This is a genomic window from Ruegeria sp. D1(2025), from assembly GCF_056536425.1.
In genome coordinates, this window is the sequence record NZ_JBQFPO010000003.1 from 357,966 (window position 1) to 378,539 (window position 20,574).

Annotated in this window: 18 protein-coding genes and 2 pseudogenes; 6 read left to right on the forward strand and 14 right to left on the reverse strand. The window is 55.1% G+C overall.

Translation table 11 applies throughout. The features are described 5' to 3' along the window. Positions 1-30: 30 nt before the first annotated feature. From ACR1XU_RS11165 to ACR1XU_RS11185, 5 genes are all read right to left on the reverse strand, one after another. Entirely contained in the window at positions 31-1,026 is a 996-nt protein-coding gene (locus ACR1XU_RS11165; protein ID WP_480906567.1) for an aldo/keto reductase, read from the reverse strand. Then, positions 1,016-1,996 carry a sugar-binding transcriptional regulator gene (locus ACR1XU_RS11170; protein ID WP_480906564.1) on the reverse strand — a complete coding sequence of 327 codons (981 nt, stop codon included), beginning with the start codon at positions 1,994-1,996 and terminating at the stop codon, positions 1,016-1,018. The genes ACR1XU_RS11165 and ACR1XU_RS11170 overlap by 11 nt, the downstream gene beginning before the upstream one ends. Beyond that, positions 1,996-2,991: an ABC transporter permease gene (locus tag ACR1XU_RS11175; RefSeq protein ID WP_480527160.1), complete on the reverse strand. Its 996-nt coding sequence runs from the start codon at positions 2,989-2,991 to the stop codon at positions 1,996-1,998. The genes ACR1XU_RS11170 and ACR1XU_RS11175 overlap by 1 nt, the downstream gene beginning before the upstream one ends. Before the next feature lie 14 nt (positions 2,992-3,005). Continuing rightward, positions 3,006-4,520, reverse strand: a complete 1,515-nt coding sequence (locus ACR1XU_RS11180) for a sugar ABC transporter ATP-binding protein (RefSeq protein ID WP_480906560.1) — start codon at positions 4,518-4,520, stop codon at positions 3,006-3,008. An 86-nt stretch (positions 4,521-4,606) separates the two neighbouring features. Next, complete coding sequence (locus ACR1XU_RS11185) at positions 4,607-5,623, reverse strand: substrate-binding domain-containing protein (RefSeq protein ID WP_480906558.1); 1,017 nt, start codon at positions 5,621-5,623, stop codon at positions 4,607-4,609. 281 nt (positions 5,624-5,904) lie between these two features. Here ACR1XU_RS11185 and ACR1XU_RS11190 point away from each other — a divergent pair. From ACR1XU_RS11190 to ACR1XU_RS11200, 3 genes and pseudogenes are all read left to right on the forward strand, one after another. Further along, positions 5,905-6,439, forward strand: a pseudogene (locus tag ACR1XU_RS11190) (transposase family protein); the annotation flags it as partial. Positions 6,440-6,557: 118 nt separating this feature from the next. Continuing rightward, positions 6,558-7,832, forward strand: coding sequence for a TAXI family TRAP transporter solute-binding subunit (locus ACR1XU_RS11195; protein WP_480906555.1), 1,275 nt, complete (start codon positions 6,558-6,560; stop codon positions 7,830-7,832). A 443-nt stretch (positions 7,833-8,275) separates the two neighbouring features. Beyond that, positions 8,276-8,851 carry a lipid-binding SYLF domain-containing protein gene (locus ACR1XU_RS11200; RefSeq protein WP_480906552.1) on the forward strand — a complete coding sequence of 192 codons (576 nt, stop codon included), beginning with the start codon at positions 8,276-8,278 and terminating at the stop codon, positions 8,849-8,851. Between the two features lie 178 nt (positions 8,852-9,029). Here ACR1XU_RS11200 and ACR1XU_RS11205 read toward each other — a convergent pair whose 3' ends face one another. From ACR1XU_RS11205 to ACR1XU_RS11220, 4 genes are all read right to left on the reverse strand, one after another. Beyond that, the gene (locus ACR1XU_RS11205; protein WP_170807214.1) at positions 9,030-9,806 is read right to left on the reverse strand and encodes an alpha/beta fold hydrolase; all 777 of its coding nucleotides are present in this window, start codon (positions 9,804-9,806) and stop codon (positions 9,030-9,032) included. 252 nt (positions 9,807-10,058) lie between these two features. Further along, positions 10,059-10,898 carry a PhzF family phenazine biosynthesis protein gene (locus ACR1XU_RS11210; protein ID WP_170807215.1) on the reverse strand — a complete coding sequence of 280 codons (840 nt, stop codon included), beginning with the start codon at positions 10,896-10,898 and terminating at the stop codon, positions 10,059-10,061. A 116-nt stretch (positions 10,899-11,014) separates the two neighbouring features. Further along, complete coding sequence (locus tag ACR1XU_RS11215; RefSeq protein ID WP_480906549.1) at positions 11,015-11,977, reverse strand: alpha/beta fold hydrolase; 963 nt, start codon at positions 11,975-11,977, stop codon at positions 11,015-11,017. 13 nt (positions 11,978-11,990) lie between these two features. Beyond that, complete coding sequence (locus ACR1XU_RS11220; protein WP_480906546.1) at positions 11,991-12,632, reverse strand: pyridoxamine 5'-phosphate oxidase family protein; 642 nt, start codon at positions 12,630-12,632, stop codon at positions 11,991-11,993. A 141-nt stretch (positions 12,633-12,773) separates the two neighbouring features. On the opposite strand from ACR1XU_RS11220, the gene gcvA reads away from it, so the two are divergent. Continuing rightward, positions 12,774-13,709 (forward strand): transcriptional regulator GcvA, encoded by a 936-nt coding sequence (gcvA, locus tag ACR1XU_RS11225; RefSeq protein ID WP_170612474.1) that lies wholly within the window; start codon positions 12,774-12,776, stop codon positions 13,707-13,709. Positions 13,710-14,009: 300 nt separating this feature from the next. Further along, a pseudogene (locus ACR1XU_RS11230) lies at positions 14,010-14,196 on the forward strand (IS3 family transposase); the annotation flags it as partial. Between the two features lie 140 nt (positions 14,197-14,336). Here the strand turns inward: ACR1XU_RS11230 and ACR1XU_RS11235 are convergent. The 4 genes from ACR1XU_RS11235 to ACR1XU_RS11250 form a co-directional block, all read right to left on the reverse strand. Next, on the reverse strand, positions 14,337-15,173 hold the full coding sequence (locus tag ACR1XU_RS11235; protein WP_480906544.1) for an amino acid ABC transporter substrate-binding protein: 837 nt from the start codon (positions 15,171-15,173) through the stop codon (positions 14,337-14,339). A gap of 266 nt (positions 15,174-15,439) precedes the next feature. Further along, the gene (locus ACR1XU_RS11240; RefSeq protein WP_480906541.1) at positions 15,440-16,399 is read right to left on the reverse strand and encodes a glutaminase; all 960 of its coding nucleotides are present in this window, start codon (positions 16,397-16,399) and stop codon (positions 15,440-15,442) included. Further along, complete coding sequence (locus ACR1XU_RS11245; RefSeq protein ID WP_480906538.1) at positions 16,377-17,816, reverse strand: alanine/glycine:cation symporter family protein; 1,440 nt, start codon at positions 17,814-17,816, stop codon at positions 16,377-16,379. The genes ACR1XU_RS11240 and ACR1XU_RS11245 overlap by 23 nt, the downstream gene beginning before the upstream one ends. A 312-nt stretch (positions 17,817-18,128) precedes the next feature. Further along, the gene (locus tag ACR1XU_RS11250) at positions 18,129-19,187 is read right to left on the reverse strand and encodes an alpha/beta hydrolase (protein WP_480906535.1); all 1,059 of its coding nucleotides are present in this window, start codon (positions 19,185-19,187) and stop codon (positions 18,129-18,131) included. A gap of 109 nt (positions 19,188-19,296) precedes the next feature. On the opposite strand from ACR1XU_RS11250, the gene ACR1XU_RS11255 reads away from it, so the two are divergent. Then, positions 19,297-19,896 carry a TetR/AcrR family transcriptional regulator gene (locus ACR1XU_RS11255; RefSeq protein ID WP_480906532.1) on the forward strand — a complete coding sequence of 200 codons (600 nt, stop codon included), beginning with the start codon at positions 19,297-19,299 and terminating at the stop codon, positions 19,894-19,896. Between the two features lie 169 nt (positions 19,897-20,065). On the opposite strand, the gene ACR1XU_RS11260 is transcribed toward ACR1XU_RS11255, so the two are convergent. After that, the coding region (locus ACR1XU_RS11260) for an IS5 family transposase (protein ID WP_480915607.1) at positions 20,066-20,574 on the reverse strand (509 nt) is incomplete at its 5' end.

Here is a 20,574-nt window from a genome sequence, read left to right on the forward strand (position 1 = left end):
GGTCCTGTTTTTCGCGAAGGCTTCGATGGTTCAGCTGTCCAGATCGCTCAGATGCGCGCGGGCTTGGGTGTCGATCTCGGCGATCTCGGCTTCGGTCAGGCGCAGCCACCCTGCCTTCGCATTCTCGACTGCCTGTGCTGCATCCCGCGCACCGCAAAGTGAGAAGGTGATCCCCGGCTGCTGTACCGTCCAGGCGATGACAGTCTGTGCCAGCGTCGCGTCATGCCCTTCGGCAATCGGTGCGATGGTCGCCATCAGGTCCGCCACCTTCTGGCGGTTCGCCATGGAAAAGCGCGGGTTGTCCTTGCGTTGATCATCGCCGGTAAACTCACGATCCGGACCGATCTTGCCGCTGAGCAACCCCAGTGCCAGCGAGGAATAACTGAGCACGGATACGCCATTCTCACGGCACACCGGCAGCAAAGTGCCTTCGATGTCGCGCTTGACCATCGAGTATTCTTCCTGGATGGCGTCCAACTGCCCCGCGGCCACATAGGCCCGTACCTCGTCGACCGAGGTATTGCTGGCCCCGATCGAGCGGATCTTGCCTTGCTGTTTCAGGATCTCCAGCGCCTCCATCGTCTCGGCAATGGGTGTGGTCGGGTCCTGCCAGTGGGTGATGTAGTGGTCGATGTAATCAGTGCCCAGGCGGGTCAGGCTCTGCTCGACCTCATGGATGATCGCGTCCTTGCCCAGATAGCGATGCACCGGCTTGCCGTCATAGTCGAAGAAGTGGTTTCCCTTTTGCGTATGCCAGACCAGCCCGCATTTCGTGGCCAGCACAACCTTGTCGCGCCGACCCTTTAGCGCCTTTCCCACAATGTCTTCAGCGACGCCCTGACCATAAGCGGGGGCCGTGTCGATCAGCGTCACCCCCGCATCGACCGAGGCCTGAATTGCCGCAATGGACTTCGCCTCGTCCGTGCCGCCCCACATCCAGCCACCGATGGCCCATGTGCCCAGCCCGATGACCGATGCTTCGATCCCAGACGTTCCGATTTCCCGTGTCAGCATCTCATGCGACATCCCGTGTTCCTTCCATTTCCTGTATGACTGCGGTCGCTGTATCTTCGTCCAGGATCAGCGAGTTGAGAAACTTTCCGTTCAGCACTGCCTTGATTGGCTGCACTTTCTGCGCCCCTGCACTGACCCCGATCACGCGCGAGCACTGCGCCAGATCGGATGGTGAAACCGACACCAATCGTGAGTTCAGGGCATAGTTCGACACTGACCCGTCGATATGGATGAGATGGGCCAGGAGCTCTCCGATCACGCCCATGCCCACCAGCATCTTGCGATCTACCTCGGGCACAGGGTGCAGGTCGTAATAGCTGGAGCCTTCCGGCTCGATCGATCCGACCCCGACCAGAGCGACATCTGCCCGGCGGGCCAGGTCCAGTACCTCGCGGATCGAGGAGACCTGCTCCAGCATGTCGCGCTGTTCACGGCTTTCGGCGAACAGCGGTGCGTGCAACAGCATGGTTTTGCCGCCCAACCGGTCTGCCATCTGCGTCGCCAGATGGTTAACGTCCGTGTAGTACTTGCCCTGAATACCTCCGGTCAGCGGTACAACGGTCACGTCAAAATCACGCTCGGGTTCCAGCGCCTCGACTGTTGCACTGACGGCCTTGCCGCCGGTGATTGCGATGACATCCCCATCCCGCAGGATTTCAACCAGATGATTGGCGGCAGCGCGGCCGACCTGCTGCAGGGTCGTCTCGGCGCTGCCGGCGACCGACGGGGTGACGATGGCGTCGCTCAGACCGGTCGACCGGGCCAGATCACGTTCGATATCCATCAACGTCTCGAACGGGCTTTCGATGTCAATCTTTACCATGCCCATATTGCGACCCTGCGTGATCAGACGGTTGACCTTCGAGTTCGACAGGTTCAGCGTCCGGGCAATATCGGCCTGCTTCTGACCTTCCAGGTAATGCAGAACCAGAACGGTGTGGATCTGCCGGATCAGTTCGAAGTCTTTCTTCTTGTCCACCATCACCCGCGCCTCTTGTTCAGGTAGTGGTCGATGGTGACCGCCGCCAGCAGGATCGACCCACGGATGATGTCCTGCCAGTAGACCGACACATCCAGCAGCGCCAGCGAACTGGACACCAGCGACAACAGGATGACGCCGAGGATTGCGCCAAGGATCGACCCCGAGCCGCCATTCAGACTGGCCCCGCCGATCACGGCAGCGGCGATGATGGTCAGTTCCAGCCCCAACCCGAACGTCGGCTGCGCCGAGCCGAACCGGGCCATGTAGATGATACCCGCCACGCCACAGAGCGTTGAGCACAACGTGGTGGTCAGAAAGATCACCTTCTTCGTGCGGATGCCCGAATAGGCTGCGGCCTTTTCGTTGGAACCGGTATAGAACACCTTCCGGAACATGGTCGTGCGCCGCAGCATGAAATCAAAGGCGATTACGAAGACAAGGAAGATGATGATCACTATCGGGATCGGTCCGACAGATCCCTGTCCGATGAATTTGAACTCGGGCGGCAGGGTGTACAGCCCCAGCGGCCGTCCACCGGTGAACAACAGGCAAGCCCCCCGCGCAATTACCATGATCGCCAGCGATACGATGAAATGATGCAGCCCAACGCGGGTTACGAAGAACCCCATGAAGGCCCCGATGGCCGTACACAGCGCGATCGCCATGGCCGAGGCCACCCACGGGTTCACCCCGCTCAGGAAAAGCCACCCGGCGATCACCATGGCCAGCGCCGTGACCGAACCGACCGACAAGTCGATCCCCCCCGAGATCAGCAGGATTGTCATGCCGATCACCAGCAGTCCGTCCACCGCAAAGGCCATCGACATCGCCCGCATATTGGCCCAGGTCAGGAAATAGGGTGAGGCGAAGGACATGATCAAAAACAACGCCAGAATGATGACAATCAACCCCGTTTCGCGCATCTGAAACAGGCGTTTCAGCGGCGGTATGCTTTCGGCGGGTCCCGCTTGGGTCAGGTTCACCGTGTTGTCCATATTCGTCCCTCCGCTCATGCGACCGAAGCCTGCACTTCCGCAATGGAAGCCAGATGCATGATGTTTTCTTCCGTCATTTTGTCGCCTGTGACCTGCCCGCTGATGCGCCCTTCACGCACAACCAGCACGCGGTCGCAGACACCAATCAGTTCGGGCAATTCCGAAGAAATCACGACGATCCCCACGCTCTCATTCGCGAGGTCACGCAGGATGCGGTGGATTTCAGACTTTGCGCCAACGTCGACACCGCGGGTCGGTTCATCCAGAAAGATCAGACGCGGGTTGACCGAAAGCATCTTGGCAAGCGCCACTTTTTGCTGATTTCCGCCCGAAAGCGAGGACACCGGGTCGCTCAACGATCCGCATTTCAGGTTCAGCTTGCGCCCGAGCGCTTCGGCCTGGGCCGTTTCTGCGGCGGGCTGGATCAGGCCAAGTCCGTTGGCAACCTGTTCAAGCTTCAGGGCCGAGACGTTGGCGGCGATTGGCAATTCAAGGAAAACCCCATCGCCTTTGCGGTCCTCGGACAGGTACACCATCCCCTTGGCGATACTGTCCTGATAGTTGCGCAACCTGAGTTCTTCGCCATTCAGCCAAACCTGCCCGGACGCATCCCCTTCCAGCTTGCAGATTGCCTTTGCGATCTCGCTGCGGCCCGCACCGATAAGCCCTGCAATGCCCAGGATTTCACCCTTGTTCAGAGTGAACGATATATCGCGGAACCGCGTCGCCTCGGTAAGGTTGCGCACGTCCAGGATCACCTCGTCTGACGGGGTGCCCTGTTTCTTGGGGTACAGGTCATCGATCACCCGTCCGACCATTGAATTCACGACGTCACCGGGCTGTATGTCGGCCACATTCCGCGTGACGATGTGCTGGCCATCCCGGAACACCGAGACCCGGTCGCAGTTGTCAAAGATCTCAACCATTCGATGCGAGATATAGATGATGGAAATCCCCTGATCCGCCAGATTGCGCATGATCCCGAACAGGGTCCGAGCCTCGGATTCCGTGAGTGCGGCTGTAGGCTCGTCAAGGATCAGAATGCGGCAATCCAGCGTCAGGGCCTTTGCAATCTCGACCAGTTGCTGGTTGGAGATCGAAAGGTTCTTAACCAGAACCGAAGGATCGATGTCGCTGAGTTGGCGGAACACATCGACCGCATCACGCTCCAGTTTCTTGTAATCCATCAGCCATGACCGGCTGATATTGGTTTTGGCCATGAAGATGTTCTCTGCCACCGACACATCCGGGCACAGAGCGATCTCCTGATGGACAAAGCCGATACCCAGTTGCTGCGCCATCGTGGGTGACGAGATTTTGACCGGCTTGCCATCGAGAACGATCTGGCCGCTGTCCGGTTGCAAAATCCCGTCGATCACGTTCATCAGTGTCGATTTTCCTGCACCGTTTTCCCCTGCAATCGCGTGGATTTCTCCTTGGCGGAGTTCAAAGTCGATCCCGCGCAGTGCTTTGACCGGGCCAAAGGACTTGCTGAGGTTCGATATCCGAAGGATCACATCGTCTTGCATTGCACCACCTGTTCGGGTGTCTCATTTTTGGTTGATGTCCTGAACCGCCCGCGAACTGATTTGGAACTGCGCGGGCGGCTCTCGGATCAGGCCGGATCGCGGCCTTCCATGTAGACGTTCAGGTCAAAGCTGTCCGCGTTGTCCTTGGTGATGACTGCAAAGCCATTGTCCACGAACGGAATCTGAACCGGGTTGAAACCGCTGGTCCGCCAATCGTTGAACGGATCGAAAATGTCCGACCGGTTTGCCAGATGCACCGCCATAAAGCCCATGAAGCCCTGTACACCCTGGTTTGGGTTCAGCGACATGTGGATGTTGCCCGCTCGGATGTGTTCCAACGTGGTGGGCGTCACATCCGCGTGCATGATCAGAAGGTCCGAGCCAGCTTCCAGCTTCGCCGCAACAGCACCTTCGGCAGAACCCGCTTCGGGAATCCAGATCGCCGCCACATTCGGATTGGCCTGAATAATCGAGGCTGTCGCGCGGTAGGCCGCATTGCTGTCCTGGTTCGTGGCCTGACGTCCGACCAGTTTCATGTTCGGATAATTGTCTTCCATGTATGCAATCAGCGACGTGACGCGCAGATCGTGGTTTGACTGTCCCGGATTCTCGAGAACCGCGTATTCGGCGCTGTCGCCCACTTGTTTGACGATCTCTTCAGCCGCGAACTTCGCCTCGGCATGGTTGTCCGAGGTGATATAGCCGGTGCGCTTTGAGCTTGGGCTGTCGGCGGCAAAGGTGACGATCTCGGTGCCATTTTCGACAGCGCGATTGATCGGCTCGATAAATGGATCGGACTGCATCGGGTGCAACAGAACACCTGCAGGCTGCTTCACCAGATCCTGCTCGAACGAGGCGATCTGCTTGGTGATGTCGTAATCCGGCGTGCCTGAGAACACGGTTTTGCAACCAAACGCCTCGGCAGCCTGTTTGAAGCCCTGGTATACCGGCACCCAATAGGGATGACCCGAGACCATCACGTTCATGATGTATGTCTCATCGGGTTCGCACATGATGCTTTCGGCCTGCGCTGGCGCGGCAGAAGCCCCGGCAACCGCCAACGCGGCGGACGCAATAATACTGTTTGCCTTCTTGATGTTCATTGGTTTCCTCCCTGCAGAATGCTCCTGCGACTGCGGCGCATTGTTCGTTCAGCACCAACTGTGCAAGAAATTTCTGTATGTGATGTTTATTGCACACCCCATGTCTAAGGGCGATGCACCGGCGGCGTCAATAATTTTTGACAAAAATTTTTGTCCTTGAAATTTATTTCGTCACCATACTCTGGATGGCTATCTTTGAAAGGGAACGTAGCGTACCGGACTGCAGTAATTCTCCGCTACTGAAGCGGTCCGCCCGTATTGTTGGAAACGGAGGGTCAAATATGGGTATCAAGCGGCACATACCGGAAGAGATCGTCGGGAAACTACGGCAGGTTGAGATGCTATGCGGTCAAGGGATGCGACGTGTAGATGCCATTCGCCAAGTGCAAATAACCAAGCAGAAGGACTATCGCTGGCTGAAGTAATATGGCGGTATGGGAACTGACCAACTGAAGGAACTAAAGCGCCTTCAGAAGGAAAATGAGCGTCTGTGACAAGCAGTGTCCGATCCGACGCTGGATAAATTGAACCTTTCGGAGGCCGAGCGGGGAAACTACTAAGCCCTTAGCGTCGTCGTGCCTGCATTGAACATGTGCGAAGTCAGTTCCACAACTCAGAGCGTGGGCCTGTCGAGGGTTGCGTAAGAACCGTTCGACGCTGCGCACGGTTCCAAGAGGCCGTGCCGTTTAAGACCGGCTGGCTGCCGACATGATCGAACTCACCCGACAATAAGACCGCCACGGTTGTCGCCGGATTGCGGCTTCGCTGAAAGATGCCGGCAGCGGAGTGAACGACAATCGTGTCGAATGTCTATTTGATGACCGACGCCTGATCCACGCGCCTGATTGATACGGGGTGCACGCGCTCAATAATTGACAAACAGTTACAACAAAACGGATCATCGTCGAGATCTCGTCAACTTCAAAGAAGACCGATGCGACTGTTTTATATCCTACTTGTACCCGTCTTCGTTGTTGTTTTGGTTATTCTTCTTATCAGTAGCCTTGTTCCGCCCGAGACACTTCGGCTTGCCACTGGGCCAAAAGACGGCGGGTATTGGCGAATTGGCCTCGAGTATCAGTCCAAGCTTGCCAGGGACGACATATCGTTAGAGCTGGTGGAAACTGCTGGTTCCGTCGAGAACATTCAACGGCTCATTGACGGAGATGTGGACGTTGCCTTTGTGCAGGGCGGCATTCCTCTTCCCAGAGGAGAGAATCTAGAGTCACTCGGGGCTCTCTTCCCTGAACCGCTGGTGATTTTCAGACGTTCCGCCGCGCAAGTTGGCCGATATCCCGGAGATTGGCGCGGGATTCGTTTGGCTGCTGGACAAGTCGGATCAGGCACACGTGCCGCAGCACTGGCACTCATAGAAGCCGCAGGCCTTCAGGACTCGGGCATCGAATTGCAGGAAATTGGGGGATTCGAGGCCATAGACGCGTTGCGTGCTGGCGAGGCGGATGCAGCCTTGTTTGTGTCGCCTCTGGATGCGCCATACCTGACAGAGGCCATAGTCGACCCCAAGCTGGATCTGATCCAAATGGCCTTGATAGACGCCCTGTCTTTCAGATTTGTCAGCGGCCATTCCGTTGTTGTTCCAGCCGGGTCAACCTCTTTGGCCCCGCCGCGACCCGCGCATGATGTCAAAATACTGACTTTGACTGCATCGATGATCGCGACAAACGAGCTGCACCCGGCTGTTGTCGACAGGCTTGTTCATAGCGCAAACAAAATCCACGCAGACCGAACCGTTCTGCGAGCGGCCAAGGAGTTTCCAAACACCAATTCGCCTCCGGCGCCAATTAATGACGTCGCTTGGCACATGATCAACTCTGGGCCCAACATTCTTCACGATATCTTTCCATTTTGGGTTGCGGCCCAGTTTGGTCGGGTGTTGCTTTTTCTCTTGCCGATTTTATTCCTTGCGCCGCTGCTGCGTCTCGTCCCGGCCCTTTACGTGTGGTTTCAAAATCGAAGAGTTTGGCGACACTATCAACACATTGCATCGCTTGAAGCAGAAATCGAGGACGCTGCGACGGCCGAGGAGATTGAAGCTGTAGCGAAGAAACTCGATGACGTATCTGCGACACTCGCGAATTTGAACTTGCCACTCGCTTACCGGCAGAAGGCCTACGACGCGCGGTTGCACATCGAGCTTATTGCTCAGGAAATCGAACGCCACCGCGCCAATAGGCGCCAAGAGCCCTAGTTTTTGTCGCAGTAAACCATCTCGTTTCGCTCCACGAGGTCTGGAGACAGAACTGCTGGTTGGGAGCACCTCGTGGCTGAGTTGTTATGTTGCACCGTCAAACGCGCCTCGAACAAAAGCCGGTTCGCCCGCAATTCGGATGTAGGACCTGTTCAAACCTATGTCCGGTTTCCGTATAGCGGTCAGTGGGACGTCAAGGCAGAAGTTTCCGCAGTGCTGACTGGAATTGAGCGCCCGGTTTCAGCCGCTTCCTGGGCATCAGACAGAAGCGCTCAGACGACCGCGTTGAACTCAATCCAAATCTAATAGACGTGGAGGATTTCTGAGGAACGCATGTATTGAGTATCTGTCTAGGTGACTCATTTGGGGTCTGGTATTAATACTTCTGTGCAGTTTGCACGCGCAAACCGATTTCTCGGTTCCTGACCTTTAGGGAGGAAAAAATGTACGCATTCAACAATCGTTTGATGGTCGTCTTTGCCAGCTTTTTGTTTGTCTTTGCCTTTGCGAATACGGCATCCGCTAAATTCACGGCAGAAGACGCTGCAAAGCTCGACGCTGAAGCAGACGCAACTTTAGCCCAGTTCAAAGCCGATGCAAAAGGTGCCGACGCGGTGCTGGCGAGTGCCAAGGGTGTTTTGGTTTGTCCGAGCATCACCAAAGCCGGCCTTGGTTTTGGCGCCGAAGGCGGTCGATGTGTGCTGGTCACCGGAGCCAATGAAAAGCTGTACTACAACACCTTCGGCGTAAAGGGAGGGTTCATCGCCGGAATACAGTCTCATTCCATGATTTTGGCGCTGAATACAGACGACGCGTTGGCAAAGTTCACCAGCAATGACCGCGAGTGGGAATTGGGTGTGGATGCATCAGTGGCCGTCGCCAAAGTCGGCGCTGGAGGCGACTTGGATACCACTAACCTCAAAAGCGATATTGTATCCTTCATTTTTGGCCAAAAGGGTTTGATGGCCGATGTGAGCTGGAAAGGGTCTCGTTTCAAAAAAATCGAAATCGAACAGTAATTCGGAACGTAATAAACGAAGTTTCGCGGAACCCAAAATAGATCTGAGTTCCGCGAAAACTTGTTGGTGCCGAGCATTCAAAAACTGGGAGGTCGGGTTCGATTCTTCGCAAGGACATCAGGGGCTTTCTCAGAGCCACACTTGACGGCTGCGACATTTCTCGTCCACGGCGGTGTCTTCAGACAGCCCGTTCAAGCCATTCCAGCGTTTTCCGGGCTGTCTGGGGCCATGTTTCGTCGAACTGTAGGTAGTGACAAGCCCTCTCTGCGACTAGAAAATCTGCAGTTTCATAAAGGGAAGCCATGTTCCTTGCCGTGCTTGTTGCAACTGCCTTGTCTTCCGTTCCCGAAACAAAAAGCAAAGGACAGGTTACCTTTTCAGGATCGATCAGGGTCGTCTGGCGCGCATCGAACATCCAGAAGACAAGTTCAAACAGCACGCGACCGGACTCGGTGCCAAGACGTGCGTGAATGTCGCGCTGTAGATCGTCCGACAGTGTATTCAGCCCGTATTTTGAAAGAAGATCTAAGTCCTGTCCAAGCGCGTGTTCCCAGAAAGCACCGGACGAAATGAAAAGTTTTCCCAGATCACGTTCTCCGTCAGTCGTTGCCAAAACACCGTTCATCACGCTGCTGTTGAGAAGAACGCCAGCTTTCACCGCGCGTTCAGCCGCCAACAGTTGTGCAACGACGCCGCCAAGGGAGTGGCCTACGACAACCGGAGCCTCGCCGATTTCTTTGATGAACTGCCTCGCGTCATCTACGTAATTCGCGATACTCAACCCGACCAGTTTGTTATCGCGCTCTGGACCGGTTGGAAGGTCATGATAGCGGTAGGTCATGCTGTGGCAGGCATATCCCGATGCCTCATAGGACGCACGAACATTCTCCATCGTCCACGCGGCCGCGTTTGTACCTGTCAATAGTAGTACCGGAGGCCTGGCTTTTTTCGGCATTCAAAATCTCCACGGATGACTTTTGGAAGACGGACACGATGCCGTCGGATGGCCCATTTAGATTTTGCCAGATCTAATTTGGCGGCAAGGTGCCTTGATCCTCTACGTCTACAAGGCGGACCCAGGGCAAGTTTAACCGAACAACCGCTCTGCGGACAAAGCCGTTTTGTCATCAGCTTGGGCGGCTGTTTCGGGAAGCCCGCGATGTTTGAGGGTAGCGCCCTGGGAGGCCTGAAGGCATGGGCTGTGCTATCATTTCAAGAACCGGGTCCTCCCCGAGACTCGAATTCCTTCACCCGGCGTGGCGCTTATAATTGAATGAAGCAATGACCTTGCTCCCATGTCCTCGCCCTGAACGATTTCGATCTCGCCGTCATGAGGCCAGCCGATATCCCGAAGGTACCCCGACAGCGCAGCAGCAGCGGCCCCTGTCGCAGGATCTTCGAACACGCCACCGATTGCGAATGCATTGCGGCTGTGAAAACGGCGCGGCGTTTCCGACCAAATAAGGTTGATCGTGGTCAGATCATACTGCCGCATCAACCGCGCCCCCTCGGCCAAATCATAAGACATCTTTGCAAGCGTGCGCCTGTCTCGAAGCGCAATTAGCAAATGGTTGTTTCCCGCATTGGCGAGCGCGGAAGGAAGGGCGGGGTCAAGATCAGTCTCTTTGAGATCGAATAGAGAAAGCGCAGCCTTCACTAGGGTCGGATCCGCCGCGGCGCTACGGGTGGCGGGCGATGTCAGAGTGGTGCTTCCGTCAGCATTTGTTTCGACGGTTATGCGGCCCGCGTTCATGTTGAGCTGTATCAAGCCCTGCCCATTGTGCTCGGCCAGCACGCTACCCAGTGCAATCGTGGCATGCCCGCAAAAAGCCACCTCTTCTTCCGGGGAGAAGAACCGCACCCGCCAACCGTCATTCTGAGGTGCGGCAAATACAGTTTCAGAATAACCGATTTCCTTTGCAAGACGTTGCATCTCGGACTCGGAGGGAAGCGATTCTCCGACCACGACACCCGCGGGATTGCCACCTTCGGAGCCATCGGAGAAGGCGGCAACACGGAAAACATGCTGGTTCGTTTTATCTTTCATGATCTTGGTCCTTTTCTGCCGTTGCAGCCTTGGAACAGTCAGCCAGGAGCCGCGAAGCCAATTCTGCTCGTGCGCATTGAAACCCCGGCGTAGTGACACGCCAGGGCCGGTTACGGTCATTCATTGATGCGTGCGAGGAAATCTTGCATCTCGACGGCAATGACATCGCCATATTCCTCGAGAGCGAAGTGCCCTGTATCAAGCAGATGGAACTCCACGTCATCTAGATCAGCCTTGTAGGGGTGGGCACCGTCAGCCGGGAAGATGTGGTCGTTCTTTCCCCATACAATCAGCGCCGGAGGCTGATGCTCTCTGAACAGGGCCTGCCACTTTGGGTATTCCGCGACGTTGGCGCCGTAGTCCAAGAACATCTCAAGCTGGATTTCTTGGTTTCCCGGGCGGTCAAGCAGATACTGGACGTGCCAGAAGTTGTCGGGATTTACCGTCGAGACGTCGCCAACACCGTGGGTAAATTGCCATTTGGTAGCGTCAAGGGTCAGGAAGCCGCGCAATGCATCGCCGTTCTCGGCGCTTGGGTCGGCCCAATATGTCTTGATTGGGTCCCAGAACTCGCGCAATCCCTCTTCGTAAGCATTGCCGTTCTGAATGATAAAGCCGGTAACACGTTCGGGGTGTTCGGCAAACATCCGGTAGCCGATGGGCGCGCCGTAATCCATCAGATAGACGGCGTAGCTATCGACCCCTTTTGCGTCGATCAAACGCGTGACTGTGTTTGCTGCATTGGCAAAGCTATAGTCATAACTTTCGGCGGAAGGCATGTCCGATGCACCGAAGCCAAGATAGTCTGGAGCAACCACGTGGTACTCTTCGGCCAAGATTGGGATCAGTTCGCGGAACATGTGCGATGAAGTGGGAAAGCCGTGAAGAAGCAGGACTGCAGGGTTCGAGGGGTCTCCGGCCTCGCGATATGCAATGGTGTGCCCGTCGATATCCATCGACTTCATGTTGACGGCAAATGGGCTTTCAGCCGCGATAGCATTGTTGGGCAGGGCCGCTGGCAAAAGTGTTGTAGCAGCAAGAAGCGCTGCAAGTGCGGGAGGGTGCAACCGTTTTGTCATTGATCAGTTCCTTTCAGGGTTTGGTTGGAGTGCCGGGCGCTTTAAAGGCACGCATGGCAATGGATTCGGCCCTCAGGGCCTCGTTTTCACGGCGCAACACCGCAATCTCTTCATGTGCCTCATCAACGGTGAGGCGACGCGGTATGTGGCTGGAGCAATTCCAGTCGAAGGCCTCAACGGTGATAAGGACTGCGCGCTCGGGACGCGCCGGATAGGATTGGTCGTGAAACTGACCCAGAACTTCGGGATTGTCGGCGCCTTCAATCAGGCGAGCACGTCCCCAGATTTTCAGTCGGCGGCGGTTGGGGTAGTCCATTAGGATCATCGATAACCGATCGTTGCCCGATAGGTTCCCGGTGCTGATGTACTGTCGGTTTCCGAGGAAGTCGGCGTAGCCGAGCGTTTGTGATGACAGCACCTTCAGAAAGCCGGTCGGGCCGCCGCGGAATTGGACGTATGGCCACCCAGTTTGGGACACCGAAGCCTGATAAAACCCGTCTCGTTCGGCGATGAAGCGGACCTCTTGGGGGCCGAGCTCATCGGGGTATGCCACGTCGTTGGCCAAGAATTTGCTGTATGTCTCCGCCGAACCCATTCGCGACTGCTGAAAGCGGACAGCGGGCGTAAAGGCGATGGTCGCGAAGGCTCGTGCCATAGCGTTTTCCTTTCGGACGTTAGTTAGTTTTTTTAAGTGATCCGCCCGAGTGGGCCGTTTGTAGTGTCAAATTTGTGCGCCCCTGGGCGGTTTGACAAACGACTATATCTATCGCAGGATTAGAAAAACTTAGCCAAAGATATGATCCGGAAAAACTATCCCCTCAACGCGCTTCGCGCCTTTGAAGCCGCCGCACGCCATCTCAGTTTTGTCGCAGCAGCCGAAGAGTTGTCAGTGACGCCGGCCGCGATCAGTCACCAGATTAAGAAATTGGAAGGGTTTCTCGGTGTTTCTCTTTTTCGACGGCGAGCGCGAGGCCTGGTCCTTGTCGAGGCGGGGCAGCTCTTGGCCAAGGAGCTGCAAACAGTGTTTGCAAACCTCGATCAGGCGATGGAGCATGTGGCAGAAGCGGACAAGGGGGGCTCGTTGGCGTTGACCGTGGCGCCTACATTTGCCGCCATGTGGTTGATCCCAAGGCTGCAGAAATTCTATTCTCAGCATCCTGATATCGACGTGCGGATTTCGACGAGCCTTGGTCTTGTCGATTTCCAGCGCGACGATTTTGACGCCGCCATTCGGCTTGGGCATGGAGAATGGCCCGGTCTTGAAGCCATCAAGCTTTTTGATGAATCCGTGATCCCGATGTGCAGCCCGCGCCTGCTGGAAGGGCCAAATGCGATCAGAACGCCGTCTGATCTGAGGAAACATGTTCTGCTGCACAATCATTCAATGGACTTTGATCCCAACGCGCCAACTTGGCAGACTTGGCTGGACACCAGCGGTACGCAAGACGTGGACGCCACGCGTGGGATGCATTTCAGCCTTCCGGATCATGGGCTACAAGCCGCCATCGATGGCGCTGGCGTTGTTCTGGGTTGGCGGTTTCTTTCTGCAAAAGATGTCCAGGCCGGGCGCGTGGTTGAACTTTTTGATCTGGCAATTCCTCTCGGGTCCACATTTCACCTTGTTTATCCAGAGGCGCATTCTCGACGTCCAAATATTGCCGCGCTTCGCGATTGGATGTTGCGAGAGCTCAAAGACCCCGAAATGGAAAGCGTAAGTTCGAGCAGATCTTAGAGCTTCCTTTTGTTGCGAATGGCTGGGATGCAGGCGACGAGGGCAGCATTGCGAGAACGCGGCAAATGTCAGTCTTCCGCCGTTCCTAACCACTACTGCGCAATTCAGCTTAGTCGCCTTTGGCCAAATGCTAACCAATGGCAAGATCGAGACTTACTTAACACCAGATTAACCAAGACTAACCGCCTCTAACACATCGACGTGCGCGCTGTAGCGCGAAAACACGCAAAGGTTCGCATTGGCAACTCCCAGTGTCTCCTGGAAAACGGAGACGTCGGTATCATGGTGGCTTGTCTGCCGGGGCAGCATCGTTCGACACTACGGTATCAGCCACGTGTAAGGGAAGACGAAGTTCGTCTCGTAGCTGACAAGAACGCACTGTCGCGGCAATACGGCAGCTACGGTTACCGTAGCGTTGCTGTTCTGCTGAGAGATGCGGGCTGGCAGGTCATTGTCGATCGTTTAGAACATATGGACACGGGAGGGATGAGGGTGTCTCGCGTGCCAGTCGCGCTCGAACCTAATCGGCCGGTCGTTAGTAGTTCCTAAATGACCGCTGCGCGGGCAAACCGGCCTCCATTGCAATGGCCAATTAAATCGCAACAAACATGTTCCACGTGATGCGTTTCAAGGATTAGTAGGCGCAATAATATACAGAGCTTTTAAAGCTTCGCTGGGCTCGATCCCTGGCAACGCGGTGCGAAAAATCTTTTCCATAGTGCCCCGGGCATACATTTCGGACAGAATAGTATCAACGATCAGTCGAAAGTCATCATCGCCCCTCTCGATGGCTAACCCTTGCTTTTCTATCGTCAGAATTTCTTGGGATAACTTGAATTTGCCTTTCAATCCCGCAGCAATGTAGTTGACTAGCAAAATCGACTGATCTGCAAAATACGCGTCGATTTTACCGTCTCGGAGCGCCTTGATTCCGTCTGGATGTGAAGCAAACCGAACCATCCTGGCGTCGATGCCTGCGGCATCAAATGTATTCTGTACGGAGGCTTCAGTTGTTGTGCTGCTTCTCATGCCAACCTTTTTCCCCGCGAGTGCGCTCATGGTGCCCTCAGCCTCGATTGGTAACAATATGGAAGTACCATCAACAAAGGTAGGGATTGAGAAATCAACAATTTCGCGACGAGAAAGCGTGATAGTCGCTGCCCCGCAAAGTATATCTATCTCTCCGGAGGCAACTTTGTCGAAACGATCCTTGGAGTCGACCGGAATGAACTGAACGTTTAAGTCCTTTAGATCCAGTTTCTTCGCAACAGCCTGCGCTACTTGATCGCAAATTAATGGTGACAGACCAAACGGCCGACCTTGGTCGTTAACGTAAGACAATGGAGCAGCATCTGTTCGAAAACCAAATCGGATTTCGTTGTTATTTGTTATTCTTTCGATTGTCTGAGCAACTGCGCCGGTTGTGAATAGAACCGAAACAAAAAGTACTGAAAGCAAGCGCATGGGTTTTCCTTCTTTAGCCGAGGCACGTTTTGAAATTTGCCTGCCTTTAGTTACGCAATACCGCCACCTACAAATCCTAGCAGTACAAACGTGGCGTATATCGTTCCTAGGCGAGGACTGTGTAACCACCTTGCAGTATTTCTCTGCGAAAAGAACGTGGCAGAATTGAACTTGGAAATTGGGAGACAGGTTTCACTTCCCTGGTGTTCATTGTCGGTCATTGAAGCAAAATTCAATTCACTTGAACCCAGTTCACCCAACATCGGTTACGCACTTGGTCCGAAGATAGACCACCCTGTCGCGCGGACCAACTCTTGAAATGCGATGGTTGCCAAATGAGAATTGCCTTTTGAGTCGAGCCCAGGGCTCCAGGCGACTACAGATGCGATACCAGGTACAATGCACAAGATGCCGCCGCCTACGCCGCTTTTCGCTGGAAGGCCAACACGGAAGGCGAACTCGCCCGATGCATCGTATGATCCACACATCATCATCAGTGCAGTAACTCTTCTTGCTCGTTGCGCGGACAATACTGCAGAACCGTTGGCCGGATTTTGACCCGCTGCGGCAAGAAATCGACCTGCCAAAGCCAGCTGTTCACAAGACATGGCGATGCTACACTGTCGAAAGTACAGAGACAGAACATCCTCTACCGGCGCCTTAAGATTCCCTTCCGCCTGCATAAAATGGGCAAGCGCGCGGTTTCTGGATCCAGTTCGCATCTCAGATTCCGCAACTGACGCATCGACCTCAATCGAGTCGTCCTCTGAAAGCTCTCGGCACAACTTCAATAGGTCGTTGATGGCCTCGTCAGAAGAGCGGTCTTCGAGCAGAACATCGGCCACTACGATCGCACCGGGGTTGATAAACGGGTTCCTTGGGATTCCGCGCTCGTGTTCTAGCTGAACGATCGAATTGAATGGATCGCCGGATGGTTCCCGGCCCACTCTTTGCCACAAAGTGGCGCCAACCCGTTGCAGCGCCACTGTAAGCGAGAACACTTTTGAGATGCTCTGAATCGAAAAGAGTTTGCCAGCATCTCCAGCGGACACTAACGCACCGTTGACGGGTGCAACGGCAATGCCGAATTGGTTCAGATCGACTGTGGCGAGTTCTGGAATATACTGCGCGACTTTCCCCCTGTCAGACATGCCGGCTATGCGATCTGCAATATCGTCCAAGACTTCCTGAAGCTTTTCGCCGTCAGTGTTTTTGAGTTTCGGCATGGATCTCCTCCGTCCAGACAGTGTGATCTACGCCTTTACTAAGCTCGGGAAATTTGCTGGCAACAAAGCGAGGCTCAAGGTTCTGCCGGCGTTGCGAGAAATAGTCTACCGTCAGTTTATAGACGGTGCCGGACAGCAGCAGTATCGCAACCAAATTGATGGTTGCCATTATTCCCATGGCCGCATCCGCGAAATTGAACACTGTGGCAACAGCTTGCACAGCGCCCCAGACAACCATTGCGAGGCAGCCCAATCGCAGGAGGTAAATTGGCAGCTTCCCTTCCAGTTTTAGGAACGTCATCGCGTTTTCGGCATATGAGTAATTACCCAGGATGGATGTGAAACCAAAAAAGACGATAGCAACCGCGATAAAGTGGCGGCCGATTTCGCCAAGATGGACCGCCGCCGCGTCTTGAGTAAGTCGCATTCCGGTAGGCCCATCAATTTCGATTGCGCCTGATAGAAGAATTAGCAATGCAGTGGCCGTTGCGACCAAAATCGTATCCACGAAACACCCAAATGCCTGAACGAATCCTTGGCTGGATGGGTGGTGAGGATCAGGTGTGGCGACTGCTGCAATGTTTGGTGCTGAACCCATGCCCGCTTCGTTTGAGAAAAGCCCCCGTTTGATGCCGTTAAGTGCTGCAGCCATGACACCTCCTGTCACGCCTCCGGCAGCTTCCTGAAGGCCAAATGCCCCGGCAACAATCGACCACAACATAGCGGGTACTTCAGAAAAATTCAGGACTACGACAACACAGGCAAGCAAGAGGTAGAGACCCGCCATGAGCGGTACGACAATCTCTGCAAACTTTGCGATGGTTCTTATTCCACCGAATATTACTACCGCTGCGGCTGCAGCAAGCGCTATGCCAACGACCAATTTGTTCAACCCGAACGCGCCCTCGAAAGCTTCAGCAATCGAGTTGGATTGGACGGCGACAAAAACCAAACCAAAGCTGACTATCAGGCAGATCGAGAAAATGACTCCAGCCCAAGGCGCATTCAAGGCGTTGGCCATGTAGAACGCGGGGCCTCCCCTGAACCTTCCGTTGGACGATGTGACTTTATAGAGTTGGGCCAAAGTACTTTCCGAATAAGCCGTGGCCATTCCAACCAATGCCACGATCCACATCCAAAAGATGGCACCTGGACCTCCCAAGGTCAGGGCCACGGCTACGCCAGCCAGGTTACCAGTACCGACACGTGAAGCCAGGCTCACTGTCAGGGCTTGAAAAGGAGTAATACCTCTTTTGTCCGTGCTCTTTGCAGAACTGAGCACGCGCACCATTTCCCCAAAATGGAGAAACTGAAGTGCGCCAAGACGAATTGTAAAAAAGATACCGGTCGCAAGAAGTCCGTAAATCAATACGTAGTTCCAAAGAACCGTGTTTATGCCGTTAACCAATATTTCCATTGTGCGCCTCTTGAGAATTCAAACACTTCCCGGAAGGCAAAAATAGTGTGCCTGTTTTTCATCATGCACGAAGATGCGACAATTGTCAGGAATATGCTGCGTAGTCTCCCGGCGGTTGGCGCGGGGATCACTGAAATTAAGCCACAAACTTATAGCGAAGTAGCCAGTGGGCAGTCCGCTTGGCAGTCGCTCAGACCAAGTGCAACGAACGGCCGCTTCGGGCCGGCGTGACAGATGCTGCGCGTCGTACCAATGTCTGCTTACTTGTAGGAAAAGGTGGAGGTCTTATTGCTAAGACCTCCACCAAAAAGTTTACGCGTTGAAGAACTCAGCCACAGCGTCAGTCGATGCTTTCACTGCTTCAGGCTTATAGTAGAAGTCAACGTGGCTGAACTCGTCAAAGGCCAGTTCTTTGTGCTCGTTCGTCAGCTTCTCGACGAATGCGGTCGAGCAGATCGCGGTGAAAGCCGACTTGCTGTAAACGGTCAGCGAAGGCTGCACGATCTTGTCGGCATAGTGCTCGCCGATGGAGATCAGCGATTGCATGCCCTGGTCACCGATATGCGCGTTGGTGAATGTCGGAACTGCCACCGGGCCTTTGACGCCGTCACGGCCGTAATAGTCATAGGTTTCTTCAGCCATCGGGTTCACACCGGACCCAACGAATTCTTCGCGGGACTGGCTATCATCCAGGCCAATCGTGTTCACGTAGTCGGGCTCACCGGTTTCATACATTTTCTGCATGGAGGCGTTTGCCGCCGCGATCTGAGCATTGACCATGTCGCGGTCGATCCACTGGAACGGATCCGCTGCCATCATGCCCGAAACCATGGCGATTTTCTTGATGCGGTGGTCGGTCACGGCGGCAGAGGCGATGATCGAGCCGCCCTGACACACTCCCAGGCCGTGGATTTCTTCCACGAAAGGCAGGGTGCCGAGGTAGGAGACCGCGTCCCAGGTATTTTCGATAAGGCGGAACATGTAACGCGACTGCTTGTGCTCGCCCGGAAGTGCCGGGGAAGAGCCCATGCCGATGTAGTCGAAACCAAGGTAAATAAAGCCGCGCGCCGCCATTTCCGGGCCGTAGGTCGCGGGGATCTGGTCCTTGACTTGCGGGAAGGGGCTGGCACCAACAATCGCCTTGTACTTCTTTGCCGGATCGAAGTCCTCGGGCAGATACAGATCGCCCACCAGATCGAGGCCGAAGGATTTGAAGGTGACGGGGTTTGTGCCGGGTTTGAAGGACATTTCAGAGTCTCCTGCGTTGATGGGAAGTGATGTCTGTTTTGCGGTTGCGCCCCAGCCCACAAGAGACATCAGGGAGGCAGTCGAGGCGGTTTGGATGATCTGGCGTCGCGAAAGTTTGATCATTGTCATAGTCCGCTTTTTTCAGGCTCGGCGTTTTGCCTTGCTTAAGTAAACGATGGTGTTTACTTAAGGTGTTGGCCGGGAATTGTAAACAGCATCCTTTACTTTTGGGGTGAAAATCGTGAAGCGCACTGAAAAAAAACGAAAAGATATCATCGACGCAGCCATCGAGGAGTTCCGTGAACAAGGGTTTCTCGGGGCAACGACAACCTCAATCGCCAAAAAAGCGCAGGTTTCGAGTCGCACACTCTACAATCACTTCGAGAGCAAGGAGGCCCTGTTCGAAGCGATTTCGGAGATCATGTTGGAGCAGAACCGGAGTATGCAGCCGGTGGCCTATGACCCAAGTCGCGACTTCGTCGAGCAGCTACAGGACGCTTTGTGGCGGTACATCGCGGTGATTACCGAAGAGACGGCTATAGGATTAAATCGCATGGTCCTGTCAGAGCTGATCCGCGATCTCGACCGGTCCCGAAAGTTCTTCACGGAGACAGAAACCCACGATTACCCTATTACGAGGCTGATCGGCGAAGCCATGGACGCAGGCGTGATCCGAAAGGCTGATCCGATCTTCGCAACCAACCAGTTGCTGGCGCTCGTCAAAAGCTTTTTCTTCTGGCCAGAGTTTTTCCTCGGCGAGAACCCGACACCAAAAGACGTACTGAACGATTGCATCGAAATGTTTTTGGCGCACTACAAAGCGGAAATTTGATCGGTCATCACGAACGGCAGGAAAGTCCACAACTCGGTAGTTGCCGCATTTTACGCTAGTGTCTGCTCTGGGTCAGAGCTGCCGTGGAGGCCGGGACCGATTTATCGGTCCAGAGGGCTCTGTTGCACAAATCGGCTGATGGCCGGGTTTTCCCTTTCCCCGGACAGACTTATCCCACGGGCTCTGTGACAGGGATGCCGAGCGCGGTGTAGCCGTTCAGAACGGCGATACGGACCTGAAGCTCTGCGAGCTGTCGGTCGAAGTCCCGCGCCATGAGGCGCTGCCCCAGCAGTTTCACGCAGTGCATCTTTGTTTCGACGCGGCTTCGGCGGTGGTATCCGCTCCATCGTCGCCAGAGGGCACGACCGAGGTATTTCGATGCCCGCAGTGCTTCGTTTCGTGCGACCGCGCCGGCGGCGACGGTCTTCCACGGTTTGGCGTTCTTGCGGGGCGGGATGACAGCCTGGGCGCCGCGGTCAGCGATTGCATCGTGGCATTTGCGGGTGTCATAGGCACCGTCGGCAGTGACGCTGCTGATCTGCTCGTACGCCGGGATCTGGTTGAGCAGGTCGGGCAACACCGGCGCATCGCCGATATGGTTCCCTGTGATCTCTACGGCCCGAACCTCCAGCGTTTCCTCATCAATCCCGAAGTGGATCTTGCGCCAGACGCGCCGCT

Excerpts from the sequence above, each read along its gene's own strand:
- ACR1XU_RS11200 (WP_480906552.1), top strand. The coding sequence starts at position 8,276 with ATGTACGCATTCAACAATCGTTTGATGGTCGTCTTTGCCAGCTTTTTG.
- ACR1XU_RS11180 (WP_480906560.1), bottom strand. The coding sequence starts at position 4,520 with ATGCAAGACGATGTGATCCTTCGGATATCGAACCTCAGCAAGTCCTTT.
- ACR1XU_RS11185 (WP_480906558.1), bottom strand. The coding sequence starts at position 5,623 with ATGAACATCAAGAAGGCAAACAGTATTATTGCGTCCGCCGCGTTGGCG.
- ACR1XU_RS11235 (WP_480906544.1), bottom strand. The coding sequence starts at position 15,173 with ATGCGCTTGCTTTCAGTACTTTTTGTTTCGGTTCTATTCACAACCGGC.
- ACR1XU_RS11240 (WP_480906541.1), bottom strand. The coding sequence starts at position 16,399 with ATGCCGAAACTCAAAAACACTGACGGCGAAAAGCTTCAGGAAGTCTTG.
- ACR1XU_RS11220 (WP_480906546.1), bottom strand. The coding sequence starts at position 12,632 with ATGGCACGAGCCTTCGCGACCATCGCCTTTACGCCCGCTGTCCGCTTT.
- ACR1XU_RS11165 (WP_480906567.1), bottom strand. The coding sequence starts at position 1,026 with ATGTCGCATGAGATGCTGACACGGGAAATCGGAACGTCTGGGATCGAA.
- ACR1XU_RS11250 (WP_480906535.1), bottom strand. The coding sequence starts at position 19,187 with ATGATCAAACTTTCGCGACGCCAGATCATCCAAACCGCCTCGACTGCC.
- ACR1XU_RS11175 (WP_480527160.1), bottom strand. The coding sequence starts at position 2,991 with ATGGACAACACGGTGAACCTGACCCAAGCGGGACCCGCCGAAAGCATA.
- ACR1XU_RS11210 (WP_170807215.1), bottom strand. The coding sequence starts at position 10,898 with ATGAAAGATAAAACGAACCAGCATGTTTTCCGTGTTGCCGCCTTCTCC.
- ACR1XU_RS11205 (WP_170807214.1), bottom strand. The coding sequence starts at position 9,806 with ATGCCGAAAAAAGCCAGGCCTCCGGTACTACTATTGACAGGTACAAAC.
- ACR1XU_RS11170 (WP_480906564.1), bottom strand. The coding sequence starts at position 1,996 with ATGGTGGACAAGAAGAAAGACTTCGAACTGATCCGGCAGATCCACACC.
- ACR1XU_RS11215 (WP_480906549.1), bottom strand. The coding sequence starts at position 11,977 with ATGACAAAACGGTTGCACCCTCCCGCACTTGCAGCGCTTCTTGCTGCT.
- ACR1XU_RS11195 (WP_480906555.1), top strand. The coding sequence starts at position 6,558 with ATGCGACTGTTTTATATCCTACTTGTACCCGTCTTCGTTGTTGTTTTG.
- ACR1XU_RS11245 (WP_480906538.1), bottom strand. The coding sequence starts at position 17,816 with ATGGAAATATTGGTTAACGGCATAAACACGGTTCTTTGGAACTACGTA.
- gcvA (WP_170612474.1), top strand. The coding sequence starts at position 12,774 with ATGATCCGGAAAAACTATCCCCTCAACGCGCTTCGCGCCTTTGAAGCC.